This is a genomic window from Bacillus thermotolerans, assembly GCF_000812025.2.
Lineage (GTDB): Bacteria > Bacillota > Bacilli > Bacillales > Domibacillaceae > Quasibacillus > Quasibacillus thermotolerans.
In genome coordinates, this window is record NZ_JWJE02000005.1 from 1 (window position 1) to 17674 (window position 17674).

Annotated in this window: 19 protein-coding genes and 1 pseudogene; all 20 read right to left on the reverse strand. The window is 44.2% G+C overall.

Translation table 11 applies throughout. The annotated features are described in order from the left end of the window. Positions 1-107: 107 nt before the first annotated feature. Positions 108-560, reverse strand: a pseudogene (locus QY97_RS03450) (SprT family protein); the annotation flags it as partial. A gap of 18 nt (positions 561-578) precedes the next feature. Next, entirely contained in the window at positions 579-2750 is a 2172-nt protein-coding gene (locus QY97_RS03455; RefSeq protein WP_039230164.1) for a Tex family protein, read from the reverse strand. 52 nt (positions 2751-2802) lie between these two features. Continuing rightward, positions 2803-3396 (reverse strand): PP2C family serine/threonine-protein phosphatase, encoded by a 594-nt coding sequence (locus QY97_RS03460; protein ID WP_039230166.1) that lies wholly within the window; start codon positions 3394-3396, stop codon positions 2803-2805. Beyond that, positions 3396-4190, reverse strand: a complete 795-nt coding sequence (sigB, locus tag QY97_RS03465; protein ID WP_039230167.1) for an RNA polymerase sigma factor SigB — start codon at positions 4188-4190, stop codon at positions 3396-3398. The genes QY97_RS03460 and sigB overlap by 1 nt, the downstream gene beginning before the upstream one ends. Then, positions 4168-4635, reverse strand: coding sequence for an anti-sigma B factor RsbW (rsbW, locus tag QY97_RS03470; protein WP_039230168.1), 468 nt, complete (start codon positions 4633-4635; stop codon positions 4168-4170). Before rsbW ends, sigB begins: the two co-directional genes overlap by 23 nt. Before the next feature lies 1 nt (position 4636). Next, positions 4637-4966 carry an anti-sigma factor antagonist gene (locus QY97_RS03475; protein WP_039230169.1) on the reverse strand — a complete coding sequence of 110 codons (330 nt, stop codon included), beginning with the start codon at positions 4964-4966 and terminating at the stop codon, positions 4637-4639. A 72-nt stretch (positions 4967-5038) separates the two neighbouring features. Further along, complete coding sequence (locus QY97_RS03480; RefSeq protein ID WP_039230172.1) at positions 5039-6049, reverse strand: PP2C family protein-serine/threonine phosphatase; 1011 nt, start codon at positions 6047-6049, stop codon at positions 5039-5041. A 12-nt stretch (positions 6050-6061) separates the two neighbouring features. Further along, positions 6062-6457, reverse strand: a complete 396-nt coding sequence (locus tag QY97_RS03485; protein ID WP_039230174.1) for an anti-sigma regulatory factor — start codon at positions 6455-6457, stop codon at positions 6062-6064. A gap of 3 nt (positions 6458-6460) precedes the next feature. Next, entirely contained in the window at positions 6461-6817 is a 357-nt protein-coding gene (locus QY97_RS03490; protein WP_039230178.1) for an STAS domain-containing protein, read from the reverse strand. After that, the gene (locus QY97_RS03495) at positions 6814-7647 is read right to left on the reverse strand and encodes an RsbT co-antagonist protein RsbRA (RefSeq protein WP_039230191.1); all 834 of its coding nucleotides are present in this window, start codon (positions 7645-7647) and stop codon (positions 6814-6816) included. The genes QY97_RS03490 and QY97_RS03495 overlap by 4 nt, the downstream gene beginning before the upstream one ends. Positions 7648-8024: 377 nt before the next feature. Then, positions 8025-8375, reverse strand: coding sequence for a type II toxin-antitoxin system PemK/MazF family toxin (locus QY97_RS03500; protein ID WP_039230196.1), 351 nt, complete (start codon positions 8373-8375; stop codon positions 8025-8027). A 5-nt stretch (positions 8376-8380) separates the two neighbouring features. Further along, complete coding sequence (locus tag QY97_RS03505) at positions 8381-8662, reverse strand: CopG family ribbon-helix-helix protein (protein WP_039230199.1); 282 nt, start codon at positions 8660-8662, stop codon at positions 8381-8383. 174 nt (positions 8663-8836) lie between these two features. Then, the gene (gene alr, locus QY97_RS03510; RefSeq protein ID WP_039230203.1) at positions 8837-9991 is read right to left on the reverse strand and encodes an alanine racemase; all 1155 of its coding nucleotides are present in this window, start codon (positions 9989-9991) and stop codon (positions 8837-8839) included. A 165-nt stretch (positions 9992-10156) separates the two neighbouring features. Next, complete coding sequence (locus QY97_RS03515) at positions 10157-11173, reverse strand: outer membrane lipoprotein-sorting protein (protein ID WP_039230207.1); 1017 nt, start codon at positions 11171-11173, stop codon at positions 10157-10159. A 78-nt stretch (positions 11174-11251) separates the two neighbouring features. Further along, a complete protein-coding gene (acpS, locus tag QY97_RS03520; protein WP_039230210.1) occupies positions 11252-11602 on the reverse strand; it encodes a holo-ACP synthase in 351 nt (116 codons plus the stop codon). 8 nt (positions 11603-11610) lie between these two features. After that, positions 11611-13074, reverse strand: a complete 1464-nt coding sequence (locus tag QY97_RS03525) for a PH domain-containing protein (protein WP_039230211.1) — start codon at positions 13072-13074, stop codon at positions 11611-11613. After that, on the reverse strand, positions 13067-13543 hold the full coding sequence (locus QY97_RS03530; protein ID WP_039230218.1) for a PH domain-containing protein: 477 nt from the start codon (positions 13541-13543) through the stop codon (positions 13067-13069). Before QY97_RS03530 ends, QY97_RS03525 begins: the two co-directional genes overlap by 8 nt. A 201-nt stretch (positions 13544-13744) precedes the next feature. Continuing rightward, positions 13745-15205: a DEAD/DEAH box helicase gene (locus QY97_RS03535; RefSeq protein WP_039230221.1), complete on the reverse strand. Its 1461-nt coding sequence runs from the start codon at positions 15203-15205 to the stop codon at positions 13745-13747. 248 nt (positions 15206-15453) lie between these two features. Beyond that, entirely contained in the window at positions 15454-16161 is a 708-nt protein-coding gene (locus tag QY97_RS03540) for an alpha/beta hydrolase (protein WP_099098529.1), read from the reverse strand. A gap of 126 nt (positions 16162-16287) precedes the next feature. After that, positions 16288-17670, reverse strand: coding sequence for a UDP-N-acetylmuramoyl-tripeptide--D-alanyl-D-alanine ligase (locus QY97_RS03545; protein ID WP_039230223.1), 1383 nt, complete (start codon positions 17668-17670; stop codon positions 16288-16290). Positions 17671-17674 lie beyond the last annotated feature (4 nt).

Sequence of the window (17674 nt, forward strand, 5' to 3'; positions counted from 1 at the left end):
ATAGCAGACGATAAAAATAATCTATTAAAAAAGGTTCCAAGCAAAATTTTATTGCTTGGAACCTTTTTGAGACTGGTTATGTCCCAGCCTCCGTCCTTTTTTATCACCTTAACAAATTCGAGCCTTCCCTTACATTTCCCGCAAACATAGCGAAAAGTATCCACTTTTCTTTTGCGCCTATAGACAAGATGACATTCCTTGCATCGATATATGACCTGCCGCTCAACCTTCTTATCCTTCTTAGATATAATTGGCGTGCAATGCCTAGGAGCCTGCACGGCAGCCATTAGTTCTTTAAAATCCTTATCTCGATGTTGATATCCCTTTCCTTGCAGGTGCAGATGATAGTGGCATAATTCATGCTTAATAATGCCTTCTAACTCCTTCATTCCGTGCACTTCGTAATACTTTTCGTTGATCTCAATATTATGTGTACGCAGCAAGTAACGGCCGCCGGTTGTCCTTAAGCGCCTATTAAACAATGCTCTATGCAAAAACGGGCGGCCGAATGAAGTTAAAGAAATTCTCTCTACTAATTGTTGTAACTCTTCATTTGTCATAGCCCAGCCGCCCTCTCATTATTCTTGAGGAGAAACCATGGTTAAAGATACTCTTCCCTTCGCCTCATCTACCTGCTCTATCCAGACTGTCACAATCTCGCCGACTGTTACGACATCTAATGGATGCTTCACAAAGCCTTTTTTTAATTTAGAAATATGAACAAGGCCATCCTCTTTGACACCAATATCTATAAATGCGCCAAAATCAACAACATTTCTCACTGTTCCCTGCAGCTCCATTCCTTTCTTTAAGTCCTCGAGCTTCATTACATCCGTCTTCAGCAAAGGAGTCGGCAGTTCATCCCGAGGATCACGCCCTGGCTCCTGCAAGCTGCTTATAATATCTTTCATTGTAAGTAAGCCGATACCTGTCTCCTTTGTTACCTGTTCAACATCCAAACGCTCTAGCTCCTGCCTCAGCTCGGAAGTTCCGATGTGGCTCGTTTTAAAACCAAGGCTTTTAAGCAAACTCTTCACCTCAGAATAGTTTTCAGGGTGAATAGATGTCCGATCAAGCGGTTCTTTCCCCTCCGCAATGCGGAGGAATCCAATACACTGCTCGAAGGTTTTCAGGCCAAGGCGCGGCACCGATTTCAGCTGTGACCGACTCGTAAACCTTCCATTCTCTTCCCTGTACTTCACAATATTTGTTGCGACCGTTTTGTTTAGCCCCGCAACATATTGTAAAAGCGAAATGGAAGCAGTGTTCACATTGACACCAACCTGGTTTACAGCTGTTTCTACTACAAAAGACAGCGAGTCGTTCAGCTTCTTCTGTGAAACATCATGCTGGTATTGCCCCACTCCTATAGACTTCGGATCAATTTTTACCAGCTCTGACAATGGATCTTGAAGCCTTCTTGCAATTGACACGGCACTCCTTTCTTCTACTTGAAGGTCAGGAAACTCTTCCCTTGCTATATCAGAAGCTGAATACACGCTGGCTCCGGCTTCATTGACAATAACGTAAGCTGCGGAGTGTTCACCTTCCTTTAGTGTGTCGGCCACGAATTGCTCTGTCTCCCTTGAAGCTGTGCCGTTTCCGATCGCAATAATTTCTATCTTATAATCCTTAAGAACCTTCCTTAACATCTCTTTTGCCTGTTCCTTTTTGGAAACAGGCGGATGTGGATAGATTACCCCTATGTGCAGCATTTTCCCTATCTCATCTACTACAGCAAGTTTGCAGCCCGTCCGATAAGCCGGATCCACTCCCAATACAACCTTTCCTTTCAACGGCGGCTGCAAAAGCAGACTTCTTAAGTTTTCAGAGAAGATGTGAATAGCCTGGTCTTCTGCTTTCCCAGTCAATTCATTTCGAACTTCCCTCTCTACTGATGGCTGAATAAGCCTTTTGTAAGCATCCTGCAGAGCCTGCAGCATGTACCTTCCGCCATCTGTTTCTTCTTTCACCTTGAAGTACCTTGCCATATAGCGGACCATCTTCTCACTATCTGCCTCGATACTGACCTTTAAAACGCCTTCCTTCTCCCCCCGATTTAACGCAAGAACGCGGTGCGGGACGATACGAGCAATGGACTCTTCGTAGGCATAATACATCTCATATACGCCCTTTTCATCGCCTTCTTCATTTTTCACTGCTGATTGGACCTTTCCTCTTCTGAATGTTTCATCTCTTATCCACTGACGAATAGAGGCATCATCAGCTGCCTGCTCAGCAATAATATGTAAAGCTCCTTCTAATGCTTCTTCGGGCGTTGCCACCTCTTTTTCTTTAGATACATACTTTTCCGCTTCCTTCATCACCGAAGCGTGCGGCATAGCTAGAATCCACTTGGCCAGCTGCTCTAAGCCTTTTTCTTTTGCGAGGGCGGCTTTTGTGCGACGCTTTTGCTTATAAGGGCGATATAAGTCTTCCACCTTCTGCAGCTTCTCCGCTCGCAGCACCTGCTCCTTCCACTCATCCGTAAGCTTCCCCTGCTCTTCAACCAGCCGGATTACTTCTTCTTTACGGTTGACAAGGTTTTGCAGGTAGTTCCAGCGAGTAATAATCGACTGAATGGTTACTTCATCGAGCGCGCCTGTCCGTTCCTTTCGATAACGGGCCATGAAAGGAACCGTATTTCCTTCCTCCATCATCTCGATTACCGCACGAACTTGCTTTACCTGCAGCTTCTCCTCTTCCGCCGCTTTTTTTATTAATTGCTCCTTCGTATAAAGACCTTCCATACGCCCGTCTCCTTTCAATTTTGTTTTCATACAGAAAAAAAGCCTGCATTCATTAAAGCAGGCTTCCAACAATATAAGTAGCGTCGTCATTCGAACGAAGTGACTCTTCTTGAAGAATCGCAGAAATTTGTTGAACAGATCGGTTTTTTAGCATGTTTTTCACATTAAGAAGGTTAAGGCCATCAGAGTGTAAAAGAAATTTACAGTTCGACTCATAGCTAAAGCGCTGGGTTCGGTATTTCTGCGGGCGCCCTGACAGGTAACCTGTCACTGGCAGTGGATAGGTTAATTTCCCTTCATCTGTATACAGATAGAAACGAATGTTCCCTACACAGCTATACTCGAACTCCTGTGTATCGAAATACACCTTCAAGATCCCGACAGCTGCTCCTCTTTTTTGGTAAAGAACCCGATTGCTTATGTTCATCAGACTATCTACCGACTCGGCATGGTGTTCCTCCACCGCTTTCACTACTGCATTGGAAGAGTGATAAGCGAACTCTCCACTGCCTAATCCATCAGCTAGTACACAAATTAAATACTCGTCTGTCATGTGAATATAGTAGCTGTCTCCACAAAAGCGGTTGTCGTTCTTAGCCGATTTCTTAGCTACTACTTCTAGGTGCTCGTTTTGAAGATGAGCCATTAAGACAAACGCTCCGTTTTCAACGATTCAGCGTCAATCGCTTCCTTCAGTTTCTTGATAGCCCGTCGCTGCAGGCGCGAAACGTGCATTTGAGAAATATTTAATTTCTCCCCCGCATCCTTTTGGCTCATGTTCTCTAAATATGTGTACTGAATAATTTGACGCTCTCGATCAGAAAGCACGTGAAGTACTTTCTCTAGCACAAGACGCTGGTCCACTTTCTCGTACCCCTGCTCTTGACTTCCGACAATGTCCAGCAGTGTGACGGTGCTGCCTTCAGAATCAGCTTCAATAGAATGATCCACGGATAACGCTTGATAGCTTTTTCCCATTTCCATCGCTTCTAATACTTCCTCTTCCGAAATATTTAAGAAGCGGGCAATCTCTTCTACCTTTGGTGATCTTTGTAATTCTGAAGTTAGCTCCTCTACAGTGGATTTAATCTTCGGGCCAAGCTCTTTAATACGTCTCGGTACATGAACACTCCACGTTTTATCCCTTAAGAACCGCTTAATCTCACCGACAATCGTTGGCACCGCAAATGCCTCAAAGCTCTTTCCATAAGAATCGTCGTACCTTCTTATCGCACCGAGAAGCCCCATCATGCCAACCTGAACGATATCCTCATGATAAGACTTTCCTTTTGAATATTTGCGAGCAATGGATTCTACCAGTCCCTGATAATGCTTAACCAGCTTCTCTTGTGCTTCCTGGTCCTCTTCGGACTGGTAACGCTGTATCCATTCAATTACTTGCTGCTTAGATTCGTGATTAGGTTGAGATGGTTTCGGCATCCCTCTCCACCTGCTCTCCTTCAAGGTACTTTGTCATAAATAAAGTGACCCCTTCATTTTGGTGAACCTTTACTTCATCCATCAATGTTTCAATGAGGAATAAACCTAAGCCTCCTTCACGCAGAAACTCAACAGAGCCTTCTTTATATGGCCCTAATGCTTTTTTCGTTTCGCGGAAATCAAAGCTCTTTCCACTATCTGAAACCATGACCTCCAAATGCTTTTCGTAAAGAGCAAATCCTACTGTGACTTCACCCTTTTCATCGCCCTGGTAAGCGTGCTGAACAGCGTTAGTGATGGCTTCGCTAGTAGCTATCTTCAAATCTTCGATCGCATCATATGTAAAACCCATTCTGCTCGCAATTCCAGAAAGCGTTAGACGAATAACGCCTACATACTCCGGCTTGGCTGGGATCTTCATCTCGATGTAATCAAACGCACCCATGTCAAACGCCACCTTCTACTTCAGTATTAATATTCATAATATCGGCTAGTCCTGTAATATCAAATAGTCGCTGCAAGCGCTCAGAAAGCCCTACAAGCTGTAAAGAGCCTCCCTTAGCATTCAGGCTCTTGAAAAGTCCTACAAATACACCAAGCCCTGTACTGTCCATATACTCTACTTCCGACAAATCTATGACTAGCTTAGCGTTTTCTTGCTCCGCATGAGGCGTTACAGTCTCACGAAGTTTAGGAGCTGTATACGCGTCAATTTCTCCAGCCACATTCACTTTTGTGTATTTTTCTGTTTCTTTTATATCAATTTTAATGTTCATTATATCCACCTCTTTTTTAATACTTCGACATTTAAAAAGTATACCCAGTTAAGAAAAATACTAAACATGTATTTATTTAATTCTTTTTATAATAATCAGCGTAAAGTCATCTCTTAACTGGAAATCTTGCAAATACTCAAGCTCTTTATATACTTTATTGACAATCTCTTGGGCTCCTAAGTGGATATACTTCTTGATATATTCCTTTAATGTATCTACTTCGACAAAGCCATCCTTTGTACGGCATTCAGTCACACCGTCAGACATTAAAAGAATAATATCGCCTACTTCTACTTTCTTTTCATATTGCCGATATTTTGTCTTTTTGTCGATGCCAAGCAAGAGTCCCCGCGCATATATCTCCTCAAAATCTTCTATTTCATGGTTATAAAAGAAGCCGGGCTCATGGCCTGCAGAGGCATAGTGGAACACATGTGAATTCGTATCATACATACCGTAGAACATCGTGATGAACATCGTCGGGTCTACGTTTTGCTCTACGACTCTATTCAAGCTTTCAAGCACAAGGCTTGGCTCTTGCCTTCCCTCTGGAAGACTGTCCATGGAGTACTTGATCATAGACATGCACAAAGCAGCCGGTATCCCTTTTCCGATCACGTCCGCAATTGCTACACTGACAGCTCCCTGTTCATCCTGCACGAAATGATAATAATCTCCGCTCATTTGTCTTGCCGGAACACTGAGCGCTCCGATTTCGAGACAGTCCACATCAGGTATTTGCGTGCCAAGAAGCGTCTGCTGCATGTTCGCCGCTACTTCTATCTCGCTTTTCAACTCCTGCTGAATGGTACGCAAGCTTTGATGTTCACGATAAGCAAGCCCATAACTCATCATCACTTCAAGTAAAATATCGAAGGAAGGCATGACAGACCCTAAGCTTTCAGCCCCCATTTCTGCCAGCGCTGTTCTATGGAGACTGATAATTTCCTCAGGAGAAATTTTGTACTCAATGGATTTCCTGCTAAATTTCTGGCTGAGGTATAGAGCTTTCTCATCCTGATCTTTCATATAACTCTCAAGAATTTCTTTATATTTTTCGTACATTACGTCCCTAAATCCCATAAAACGCCCTCCTTACCGGAGCCACTTGATTGCTTTAATCAGCGTCCCCTCTCCGGGATTTGACTCAATGTGGAACTCATCTACTAGTCGCTTTACGCCAGGTAACCCGGCTCCCAACCCTCCGGAAGTGGAAAAGCCATCCTCCATTACTTTACGAAGGTCACTAATACCAGGGCCTTGATCCTCTGAGATGATAACGAGCCCTATTTTGCCTCCGGATTCCGTTTTCTCGATGCATACTTCACCCTGCTCAGCATACAGATAGATGTTACGCGCCAACTCACTAATAGCTGTTGTAATACGGGCCTGGTCAACTGTACCGAAGCCAAGATCCCTGGCCACGTTGCGACCGAGTTGCCTTGCAGCAACAATGTCCCATTCGTTTATTATTTTGACACAAGAATCCATCGATTAGTCCTCCAGTTCCCGTTGAAGTTTCTCCAACCCTTTTTCTAAGTCAAGCGCTGTCAAAACATCTTCAAGACGTATGCCTAGTTCAATCAGCGTAATAGCAACGGCTGGCTGGATTCCTGTGATCATAACTTTTGCGCCCATCAGCTCTGACATGCTGATGACATCCCCAAGCACCTTAGCGATGAAAGAGTCGATAAAATCAATGGAAGTGAGGTCAATCACTACCCCTCTAGCGCTTGTTTCATGAATTTTATGCAATAGGTCTTCCTGGAATTGTAAAGCAGTTTGATCATCCAGTTCCCATTGGATAGAGATTAATAAGGTATCATGGAGTTTTAAAATTGGTATTCTCATCGTTTCTCCTCCACTTCGATGATTTTTCGTTCTGTCATTTCAAGCGCTTCCTCAATTCCTTTTTTAAGCGTGCTTGTTGTGACAATCTGATCCAAATTAATGCCTAGTGTAACAATTGTTTGAGCGATTTCCGGACGAATACCGACAAGCATACATTTTGCGCCGACCAGACGCACAGCATCTGCTGCTTGAATAATATGATGGGCAACCATTGTATCTACTACAGGTACGCCTGTAATGTCAATTAGTACGACTTCAGAACGATGAGTAACAACACCATTCAGCAAATTCTCCATAATCAGCTTTGCCCGCTCCGTATCAATCGTACCGATCAGCGGCATAACAGAAATCTTTTCGAACACCGGAATCAACGGTGCAGATAGTTCTTGAAGGGCGATCTTCTGTAAAGAAACAGTCCGCTCCCATGTGTTTGTATATGAAGCGATAATGGCATCATTTAAAGGGAACATCCAATGGTCGAATTCCGTCACAAATTCCATGAAATTGTCACGGTCAACTAACCCGTCCTTCCTCATTCCATCTGAAACAATTTGGCGAAATGTTTGCAGCCCCAGTGTTACTACATTCAGCGGCCAGCCGAACTTTACGATTTTTTCAGCAAATCCCGTCAACTTCGCCTGAAATTCCCGCTCTGTTTCAGTGAAGTTCGAAATGAGGAGCTCAATAAACTCGCTGCTCGTTTTTGTGAACATTTGAGGAGACATGGCTGTAAATGTCCGTTCATCTGCTTGTTGACGCATTTGCTCAATCCAGTCATTCAAAATTTCACCTTTATGAGTTTGTACATAATTAAAAATTAGCTTACGCATTGAGACATCTCCAATTCTTTTTTTAAACGGCTGCCCAGGTTCTTTTTTCTATGTCGCGCCGTTCTATATGTAAGAACTATTGCCGCTCGTCTTGATTACGTTCATTTTAACAAGTTCAACTAAGAAAAGGAACTTTAGAGTTTTTCCAGTTGATGATTCATCTTCTTGATTTTGAATAAACTAGCAGATCCGATATATATGTTTGTCTTAATTATCCTAATCCCTGCTCCGCTTTCAGTTATATATGTTTAATAAAAGATTATAATTATTTATTATAATCTTTATTTCGACAATAAAAAAGCAAGAGCCTGCCTGTCGGCTAAAATTGCTATTAAAAAAATAAGACGCCCGCTAGAAGAAGCTAGTGAGCGTCTAGATTAAAATTGAATAAGTCCTAAACTAATTTGCAAGGCTTCGTCTACTTTTTCCATCATTTCTTCATCGAGCTGAGTAATTTTGTCCGTTAAACGCTGCTTGTCGATGGTTCGAATCTGTTCAAGCAAAATAACGGAGTCACGTTCAAAGCCATAGCGTTTTGCATTAATTTCAACATGGGTAGGCAACTTAGCTTTTTGAATCTGTGCTGTTATAGCAGCAACAATAATAGTGGGACTGAACCGATTCCCAATGTCGTTTTGAACTACGAGAACAGGGCGCATGCCGCCTTGCTCTGAGCCGACGACAGGGGACAGGTCTGCAAAATATACGTCACCACGTTTAACTATCACACGGATTATCCTCCACTTACTAAACGTTCCACTGTGTTGCCAGCCTCATGCTCAGCCTGCACAGCTTCTGAGGCGAGCGCTAAATTAATCTTAGCCATTTCCATGTATCCACGACGCATGGACTCCATTGTCTGGCGCTTTTTTCTTTCACGAAGATACATTTTAGTTGCTCTGTAAATAAATTCGCTACGATTAATTTTTTCTAGTTCCGCATATCCGTCTAGTTCTTTGACGAATTGTTGAGGCAAACGAATTAACACTTCTGTTGTTGCGCTTGTTTCAGACACGAACTACACCTCCACCAAATCACTACACCCGTCTCTTTAACTGTCCTTTTCATAATAACACCTTTTTTTCTGAATGGGAAGGTGAAATCTGCATTGTTATGCATTCCCTTGAAAGGCTTCAGTCCTAAAAAACTTAAAAAACCGTTGCTTTCCCGCTCGAGATTATCTATTAAATTAGATCAAAGGATTGACAATCTCGACAATTTTTCCAGATTTTTTGTAAACTCTTGGTACTCGAGCCGTAATCATGCAAGGCACTTCATAATTAATGGTGTCCATTTTAACTGCAATTTCATCCATGGTAATTTCTTCTTCCTGCTTGCCGATTAATGTCACCTTTGTTCCCGGAGACATATATTCAGGCAGACGTATCATGCATTGATCCATACAGATCCGGCCGACAATCGGCACTCTTCTCCCATCTGCTATTACTTCCTGGCCTTGCAGCCTGCGCAGCCAGCCGTCTGCATACCCAACTGGAAGAGTAGCAATCCACTCCTCCCCTTGTGCTTCGTAGGTAGCCCCGTAACTGATCTTTTCTCCGCGCTTCAGCTTCTTAACTTGAGCTATTTTCGTATGGAGGGAAAAGGCCTGCTTAAGCGGGAAGGGCAGCAATGGCTTAATATCCGGTGAAGGTGAGAGTCCATACATGGAAATACCAAAACGAACAGCATCGAAGCGGGCTTTTGGAAAGCGCAGCGAAGCAGCACTGTTTGCACAATGAACAAAAGGCGGCTTCTCTTCCAGCGCTTCGACCATCTCTCTAAAAGCACTGTATTGGTCCTCGAAGTACTCTGTATCTACTTCATCCGCTGTAGCAAAATGAGTAAACACCCCTTCTAAAGCCAGCTTTGGGGATTGACGTATAAAGGCCTCAATCTCTCGAAGCTCTTCCTTCGTCTTCACTCCCAAGCGGCCCATTCCTGTATCGCATTTAATATGAACACGGAGTACCTGCTGATCCTCCAACAGCTTCTCCGCTTCCTGCAGCCACTCTAACTGAAAAACAGTCAGAGAAATGTCTCGCTCCGCAGCCAAACCCGCTACATCCGGCCTGCTTGCTCCCAGCACAAGCAACGGCACGGCTAAACCGGCTTTTTGAACAGATAACGCTTCGTCAAAAAAAGCAACAGCCAGACCTTCTGCGCCAGCCTCTACAGCTGTCTTCGCTACTTGAACATCTCCATGTCCGTAAGCATTCGCCTTAACAACGGCAAATAGCTTTTCATTCTTACCAAGAAGCTTTAGCGCTTCCTTCACATTATAGGCAATATCATCAAGATTAATCTCTGCCCACGTATCTCTATAAAATTTTTGTTCTTTCTCCAATGTGTGTCCCTTCTTTCCTGTCGCTCACATGGTAAACTTCTGCTTTTATTTTTAGCTACAAGCCTCTCTATGTCAATAAGAGGCGAAAGCAGTCCTCATCGATCAAGAGCACAAGAAAAAAAGGAACGTTTCCCATCCGTTCCTTTCATGCATGATCACATTCTCCTATTTTTCCATTGCAGCCTGCATGGACTGAGCTACTTCAATCATCTCTTCCTTGCTTAAATCTTTAGAAGCGACCATATAATCTACACCTTTATAATTCCAGGAAAGCGATTGTTCTGTTATTTCCCCAAAAGCAAATCCTAAGTTCGCTACTTCTCCACTCATGCTTGCCGTTTCAACAGAAGCAGTCGGAAGGGCACTTGCTTTTTCCTGAATAACTGTAAATGCCTTGTTGCCGCCATACGTGAGTACAATACGCTTCCCTTCTGCGGTCACCATTTCATTTTCCTCTAGAAGCTCGCTGCCCATTGACTTGGCATCCGGATAAAGAACAGTGAACTCCTCGTCCTTAGACTGAGCAACAACCGGCATTTCCAATTGGGCGCCCGTCATATTCTTTTTTACATCAAAAGAAGAATCTTCAAACTTTGCATCGAAATCCACCTTCTTAAAATTCACCGTTAATACCGGTTTACGGTCTGGATCCATCACTTTCACAGAAACAGGGCTTAAATCCTTCTTCTGGAAGGTAATTTCCTGTAAAGGAAGCATGTGGCTATTCGGGTACCTTGTCTTCGTTTCGAAGACATAGTGGTTGTCTGTCTCCTTGAAGGTAGCCTCTTGATCACTCTGAATGTCCTTCACAAGCGCTTCAAATAAATAGGCCTGGCTGCTGTTGTTTGGCCATTCACTCTGGAACTTAAAGCTTTTGTTCAAGGAAGGTGTCAGTACGTACACACCCGAGTCATTCTTGAGAATCATTTGGCTCTGGTCCTTCTTCGCTGTCGATAGCTCCACTCTGTAGAAATTATTCTCCTTGTTCCATATTTCCACGTTGTAGGCCTGCTTCTCTTCTCCTGCCTGCAGTGTCATTTGTGCTGTTGCTTTATATCCCTTCATCTCCTCTGCCTTGTTAGCTAAATCCTTCTCTACATCCTCTTTCGACTTCTCCCCGCATGCCGCAAGAACAAATAAAGCAACTAGGCACAAAAGCCAGACGAGCTTTCTTTTCTTCATCCATCACAACCCCTTTCGCATTAAAAATATATGAGACAACCTTCTAAAATATGATTGTCCGAAAAGGGGCTGTCCGGTTTATTTTTCAATGATGACTTGAGCAGCCGCATACTCTCTGCTGTGTGTAATGGACAAATGCACTCCTTCTGAAAAAGGTGCTTGAATATAAGGCTTTCCTTTCTCATCCGAAAGGATCTCGATATCCTGAAAGGAAAGCTGCTCTCCTATTCCACAGCCCATAGCCTTCGCAAATGCTTCCTTCGCAGCAAACCGGCCAGCCGCATATTCATAACGGCGGCCACCGCTTCTGCTTTGATAACTATCCAGCTCAGTCCCTGTAAGTACGCGTGCAAGAAACTTAGGCTGCTTTTCTATGAGCCTCTTGATTCTGTCGATCTCTACAATATCTATGCCAATTCCTTTAATCATACGTTCACCTATTCTCTCTTTTTCGTTCCATACCACGAATAAATACTCTTTGCCTCCGAAGAAGATACGTCCACCATTCTCACTTCTTTTCCAGCCATGCCGCTTTTGATGGTTGCACGTACCGTCGCAAGTTCCCTTTGGCGTTGGCGCCATGTCCGGCTTAATTCAAGCGATTGGATACGGTTCTTCTGCATAAACGAAGTGTGAAGAGCAAGGCTTCTTGACCGAATGGCCAACTGGCCTTCGTGAATATGCCAGCCAGCTGACTTATAACACATATATCCGTATGCAGCAGCTAGAAGCAGCGCCGTCAACGCCCAAAGCCCCAAAGGCCAAAGCAGTACAATGACCAGTACCACCGGAATCACTATGTACAGACAAGCTCTTATCATGTACCTGCCTGCAGCCCTTAAAGGAGCACCCTGAAATTCAACAGCAAAATCATAGGAGGGAAACAGCTCTGACAGCATGGGCAGGGCCTTCTTTTTCCTAATCATCGGCATGATCACTGTATTCATATTCCCTTCCTCCAGAGCAGCACCTCCCGCACTTTCCAGGCGAACCATACAAAAACCCAGCATTTGTCTCAATGGGTTTTCAATTATTGTTATTCCTTGTATGCGGTTAAACGGAATAGTCATTTGCTGCTTTTCCAGCAGCCCCTTCTGAATGATCAGGTCCTCTTCACCTTTTCTTAATGTGAAATTCGCATACTTCAATAAAGTTAAAATAAAAGATATGATCCAAGCGAACAATAGAACAAAAAAAGCACTGACCGCTACAAAAATCGCTCCTAGCTGAACGAAGTGGGAAGCTTCTTCAAAAATTGCCTCATATGGGATCACTTCCTGAAATTGAGACAGGAAAGCAGCGGCTGCAGAAATCACTACCCCCACACCACCTGAAGTAGCGGCCAAGAGCAGCAAGTCTGTAAAATGGGCCCGGTAAAAGGCTTGAGTCTCCTCTTCTTTCTCATAACTAGATGTTTCCTCTTGTTCCACGACCTGTTTCTTCCTGCGTTTCTCCCGCTGAATCGCCTCTTGCAAGCTCTTAGCCTCCTCGATTCCGATGGCTGTCAGTTCCGCCTCCGATTTAGAGCCTTGACTTGATCCTGCGGTTTCCACCTTGACTTTCATCAGCCGAAAGACTTGATGAAGCACCCCTTGAGAAACGTCTAGACTTTGAATGCGTTCGATTGGAATATAGCGCTTTTTCTTAACAAACAATCCATACTCAATTCTTAGTTCGCTCTCTTCTACCCAATAAGTAAAGCGCCACCACCTCACTACACTGGACACGATAATAAATAAAACAGCCGCCCCAATGGCTGCCAGAGGAAGATACCTCCAAATGCTCGACCCTTCTCCGTCCCCGAGAAACAATAAAACGACGACTGGAATGATAAGCTCCTTTAATTCCTTTAGGGCCGTTAACAGTACAGATGCAGGATGCAGCTTTTTCCGCTCAGACATCTTCCTTCGCCACCCTTGCCAGTGATGAAATGACCTGCCTCATCTCTTCTGCTTCCCCCATCTCCACAGCGGGAATCTCATGTACAGTAGCGGCCGTTGAAACCTTAATCGTTCCTAGCCCATACTTACGAAGCAGCGGTCCCTGTTCGGTATCAACATGCTGGACCCGAATCATCGGAATCAATGTATGGCGCACGATAAGCACCCCTCGCTGCAACTCAATCTCCTGCTCTCGCACCTCGTAGCGCCATCTCTTCCACCTGAGGCTTGGAATGATTACGATAACTGCCAACGCCTCTAGTATACCCACAGCCGCCAAAATCGCTGCAATCCACCATGGCCAGCTTTGTATGTATATTACAGCTATAACCCCTGCAATAATGACCCACGCCACAACTGTCCCGATCGCTCCTGATATTCTCCACACCCTTAAGGCCTTCTTTGAGATTCTTTTCCCCAATTCCTCCATCCTTTATCCACACCCTTCATCTCACCTTTTCTCCTTCACAACCTAAACGTCTTGTCTTCAGCAAACCTCTTACCTAAATGATACTACAACCCAAAACACTTTAGCTTCTTTCTCATCCATTTATTTCTAACTTATTTTTATGTATAAAAAAGACTGTTCTCATGCCGGCAGCTGCTGGCACGAGAACAGTCTTTACTCCAATTACTTAGAGCTGTATTTTCTTCTTGAATTGCCTCTTCTGTCTCTATTTCTGTCTCTGTTATAGTTGCGTCCGCCGCCTTGGCGACCACCAGAGTTCTTTCTGGAGCCTGATGACTTCCCGCGGAAGCCGTCTTTCTTCTGCGGCAGCCCCATTTCATCCGTTATGCGGATTGGTGTGCGGTCCGGCTCTTTCGTAATCAGCTTTAATGCAGCTGCTACTAGTTCTTCAGAATCGTACTGATCCAGCAAATCTTTCGCAAAAGATTTGTATTGGTCCAGATTATTCTTCACAACTGATTCAGCCAGATCATTTACAGCCGCCTGCTGCTGACCAATTAATGCGTCATCCCATGTCGGTGCATCCATAGGAGTCATTTTCTTTTTCGTTGTTCTTTCCACTTCACGCAAGTAGCCCATCTCTCTTGGCTCTACAAGCGTAATGGCTACGCCCTCTTTGCCGGCGCGTCCTGTACGGCCAATTCTGTGGACATAGCTTTCAGGATCCTGAGGAATGTCGTAGTTATAAACATGAGTAACGCCAGAGATGTCCAAACCGCGGGCCGCAACATCTGTTGCCACGAGCACATCGATTTTCCCTTCTTTAAAGCGTTTCAGTACGGTTAGGCGCTTCGCCTGAGTTAAGTCTCCATGAATTCCTTCCGCTTGGTATCCACGCAAGCTTAACGCATTTGCCAGCTCATCTACACGTCTCTTCGTACGTCCGAAGATAATAGCAAGCTCCGGAGATTGTACATCAATCAACCGGGAAAGCACATCGAATTTATCGCGCTGATGCACTTTAATAAAATGCTGTTCAATATTAGAAACAGTCATTTCCTTCGCTTTCACACGAATAGTTACAGGGTTATTCATAAATCTTTCCGCTATCGCACGAATTTGCTTAGGCATAGTCGCTGAGAACAGCAAAGTTTGACGTTCAGCCGGCATGTGAGAAAGAATAGCTTCAATATCTTGAATAAAGCCCATGTTCAGCATTTCATCTGCTTCATCCAATACGAGCGTCTGCAGGTGTTCAAGCTTTAAGGTTCTTCGGTTAATATGGTCTAGAATCCGGCCTGGTGTTCCTACAATAATGTGGGGGCGCTTTTTCAGTGCGCGAATCTGACGTTGGATATCCTGTCCGCCATATACTGCCAGGATTCCGATACGCTTGCCGCTTCCAATCTTGTACAGCTCTTCAGAGACTTGGATCGCTAACTCTCGAGTCGGTGCAATAACAAGCCCTTGAACCGTGTGATCATCTGTGTCAACCTTCTCAATCATCGGAACACCAAAAGCAGTTGTTTTTCCTGTTCCTGTCTGAGCCTGACCAATCACATCATTACCTTCAAGTGCAGTTGGAATCGTCTGTGCCTGAATCGGTGTCGCTTCTTCAAACCCCATTTTGTCAATTGCCTTTAAAGTGGGTTCACTTAAGTTCAAATCTTTAAATTTCGTCAATATTTTCTTCTCCTTCTGTTTCAATTGCCGTGACAAACAAAAAATACTCTTCCTATGAAGAGCAAAAGTTACTGCCATCATATCATTTTTTTCCATTCATTTCAATGATGAACAGCAGATAGCTGATGATCGCTCAGCCTACCAAAGTGCTTTAACTATATTTAAATGTAAGGAATGGCTTAATCCAGTATTATTAGTCAGTCACATATCGACTAACGGACAACCATATTGCACGTGCAGTTCGATATCTAATTCACTTTACTACTTTCTGTTAAGAAAGTAAAGATTTTTTCAAATAAGCCTTCCGTGTCTCCTGTGAGGCAAACATGATGTTTTGCATCCGGCACATAATAAAGCTCTTTCTCCTTGGATGCAATATGCTGGTAAATGTATTCTGCACTTTTAGGCGGCACAATGCCATCAGCTAAGCCCTGGACGATAAGTGTCGGTATTTGAATGGTTGCAAATAGCGGTTTGACGGAGGCTGCGACGCGCCGGAATTGGAAGACGGATGACAATGGTGTGGAGAATAGCTTCCTCTTGTACCTGGCAAACAGCTCATTCTCCCTCAGTCTGCCTCTTTTCCAATCTCCCGCTATATCCTTAAGATCTCGCAGCAATTGCCCCACATAAATATATTTAGCCGCTGCACTCAATAATATAAGCTTCTCCACAGAATATTTTTTTGCTAAATAGACAGCAATCAATCCGCCCATGGAAAAGCCGATTACGTACACGGTGTCGCATTCCGTGGCTAGCTCCTGCATTTCCTTCTCGGCACAGTCCAGCCACTGCTTATAAGTCACCCCTTTTAATGCCGGCGGCTCTCCATGGCCCGGCAATGTCGGCACAACAATCTTCCACGAGGTTCTCTCCGATAGATAGTCAGCCAGCGGCTGGACTTCATAAGGAGCACCTGTAAAGCCGTGAATACATAAGCACCCAATCATAGCCATCACCAGTTCCCTTTCAGACAATTCTTATATTGATTCCTTTATTCCCCTTCTTTACCCAAAAGAGCGCTTCCTTAAAAAGAACAGAGGAGGTCCCGAAAGTTTTACTCGGACCTCCTCTGTTCTTTATTATTCTTGATGAGATAATGCTTCTATAACCTCTTCCAGCCTTACTCCTCTAGAAGCTTTCACCAAGATTAATTCATTCCCCGAAATTAAAGAGCGCAGCTTCTCCGCCAGCTCCTTCTTATCTGTAAAAGCAAAAATACGCTCCTCATCAAGCGAAGTCTTCGCCCCTGCGGCAATGAACTGACCCAGCCGTCCAAAGGTGAATACGTAATCAATTGCCTCTCCATCGATCGACTGACCAACTTGGTAATGGAACAATTCCTCATCCAAGCCTAGCTCCAGCATGTCACCGAGCACAAGGATTTTCCTGTCAAAGCCTGGCATCTTCTCTGCCAGTTCAATTGCTGCTTTCATAGAAGTGGGGCTGGCGTTGTAGGCATCATTAATAAACTTCGACCCTTTTATACCGTCTACCCACTCCATCCGCATTTTCGTTAATTCAATGGAAGCCAACGCCGTTTTCATTTCCTCAAAAGACAAGCCCGCTGCCTGCGCTGCGAGCATAGCAGCCATGGCATTTGATACATTATGACGCCCCAGCACCGGCAGGAAGAATTCAATATCAGGGGCAGCATTTACTATGAAGCGGCTGCCATCTTGAAGCGTTTCAGTTTTCAAAGCGTGTAAGTCATTGCTTTCTCCAAAGCCGAATGTCTTTGTTTGTACATCTGTTTCCTCAAGAGCTTCTGTTAAAAGCGGCTCATCCCCATGATAAATCAAAGTGCCGTCTGCCGATAAGCCAGCGATAATTTCAAGCTTAGCCTGAGCAATCGCCTCTCGAGAACCTAAATCTTGAAGGTGTGACTCACCAATATTAGTAATGATGGCAAGGTCGGGAGACGCAATGTTAGTAAGCAATTCAATTTCTCCTTTATTGCTCATCCCCATTTCAATAACGGCCATCTCCGTATCTTTTCTTAAGGAAAGGAGAGTTAGAGGCAGACCAATATGGTTATTGTAATTTCCTTCGGTCTTTTGCACCTTAAACCTTGCAGATAAAAGACCAGCAGTAATGTCCTTTGTAGTTGTCTTCCCGTTGCTGCCGGTAATACCAATCACAGTAGTGGCTGACAGCTCATTGCGGTAAGCCTTCGCTAGCTGCTGCAGCGCTTTTAAGGTATCCTCTACAATCAGGATAGGCAAATTCTCCGGAGGGTTTGGCACATCCTTTTGCCAGAGAGCCGCTGCGGCACCTTGGGCGATCGCCTGCTTAACATAATGATGACCATCTGTATTTTCTCCTTGAAAAGGAACAAACAGCTCGCCGTTCCCAGCCTTGCGCGAGTCAATAATGACTCCTTGCACCACCCGTTCTCGATACTGCTCAACATCGTTTTCTATTTTGATCATGTTTGCTATTTGTTCAATAGTCTTACGCATCATGAAA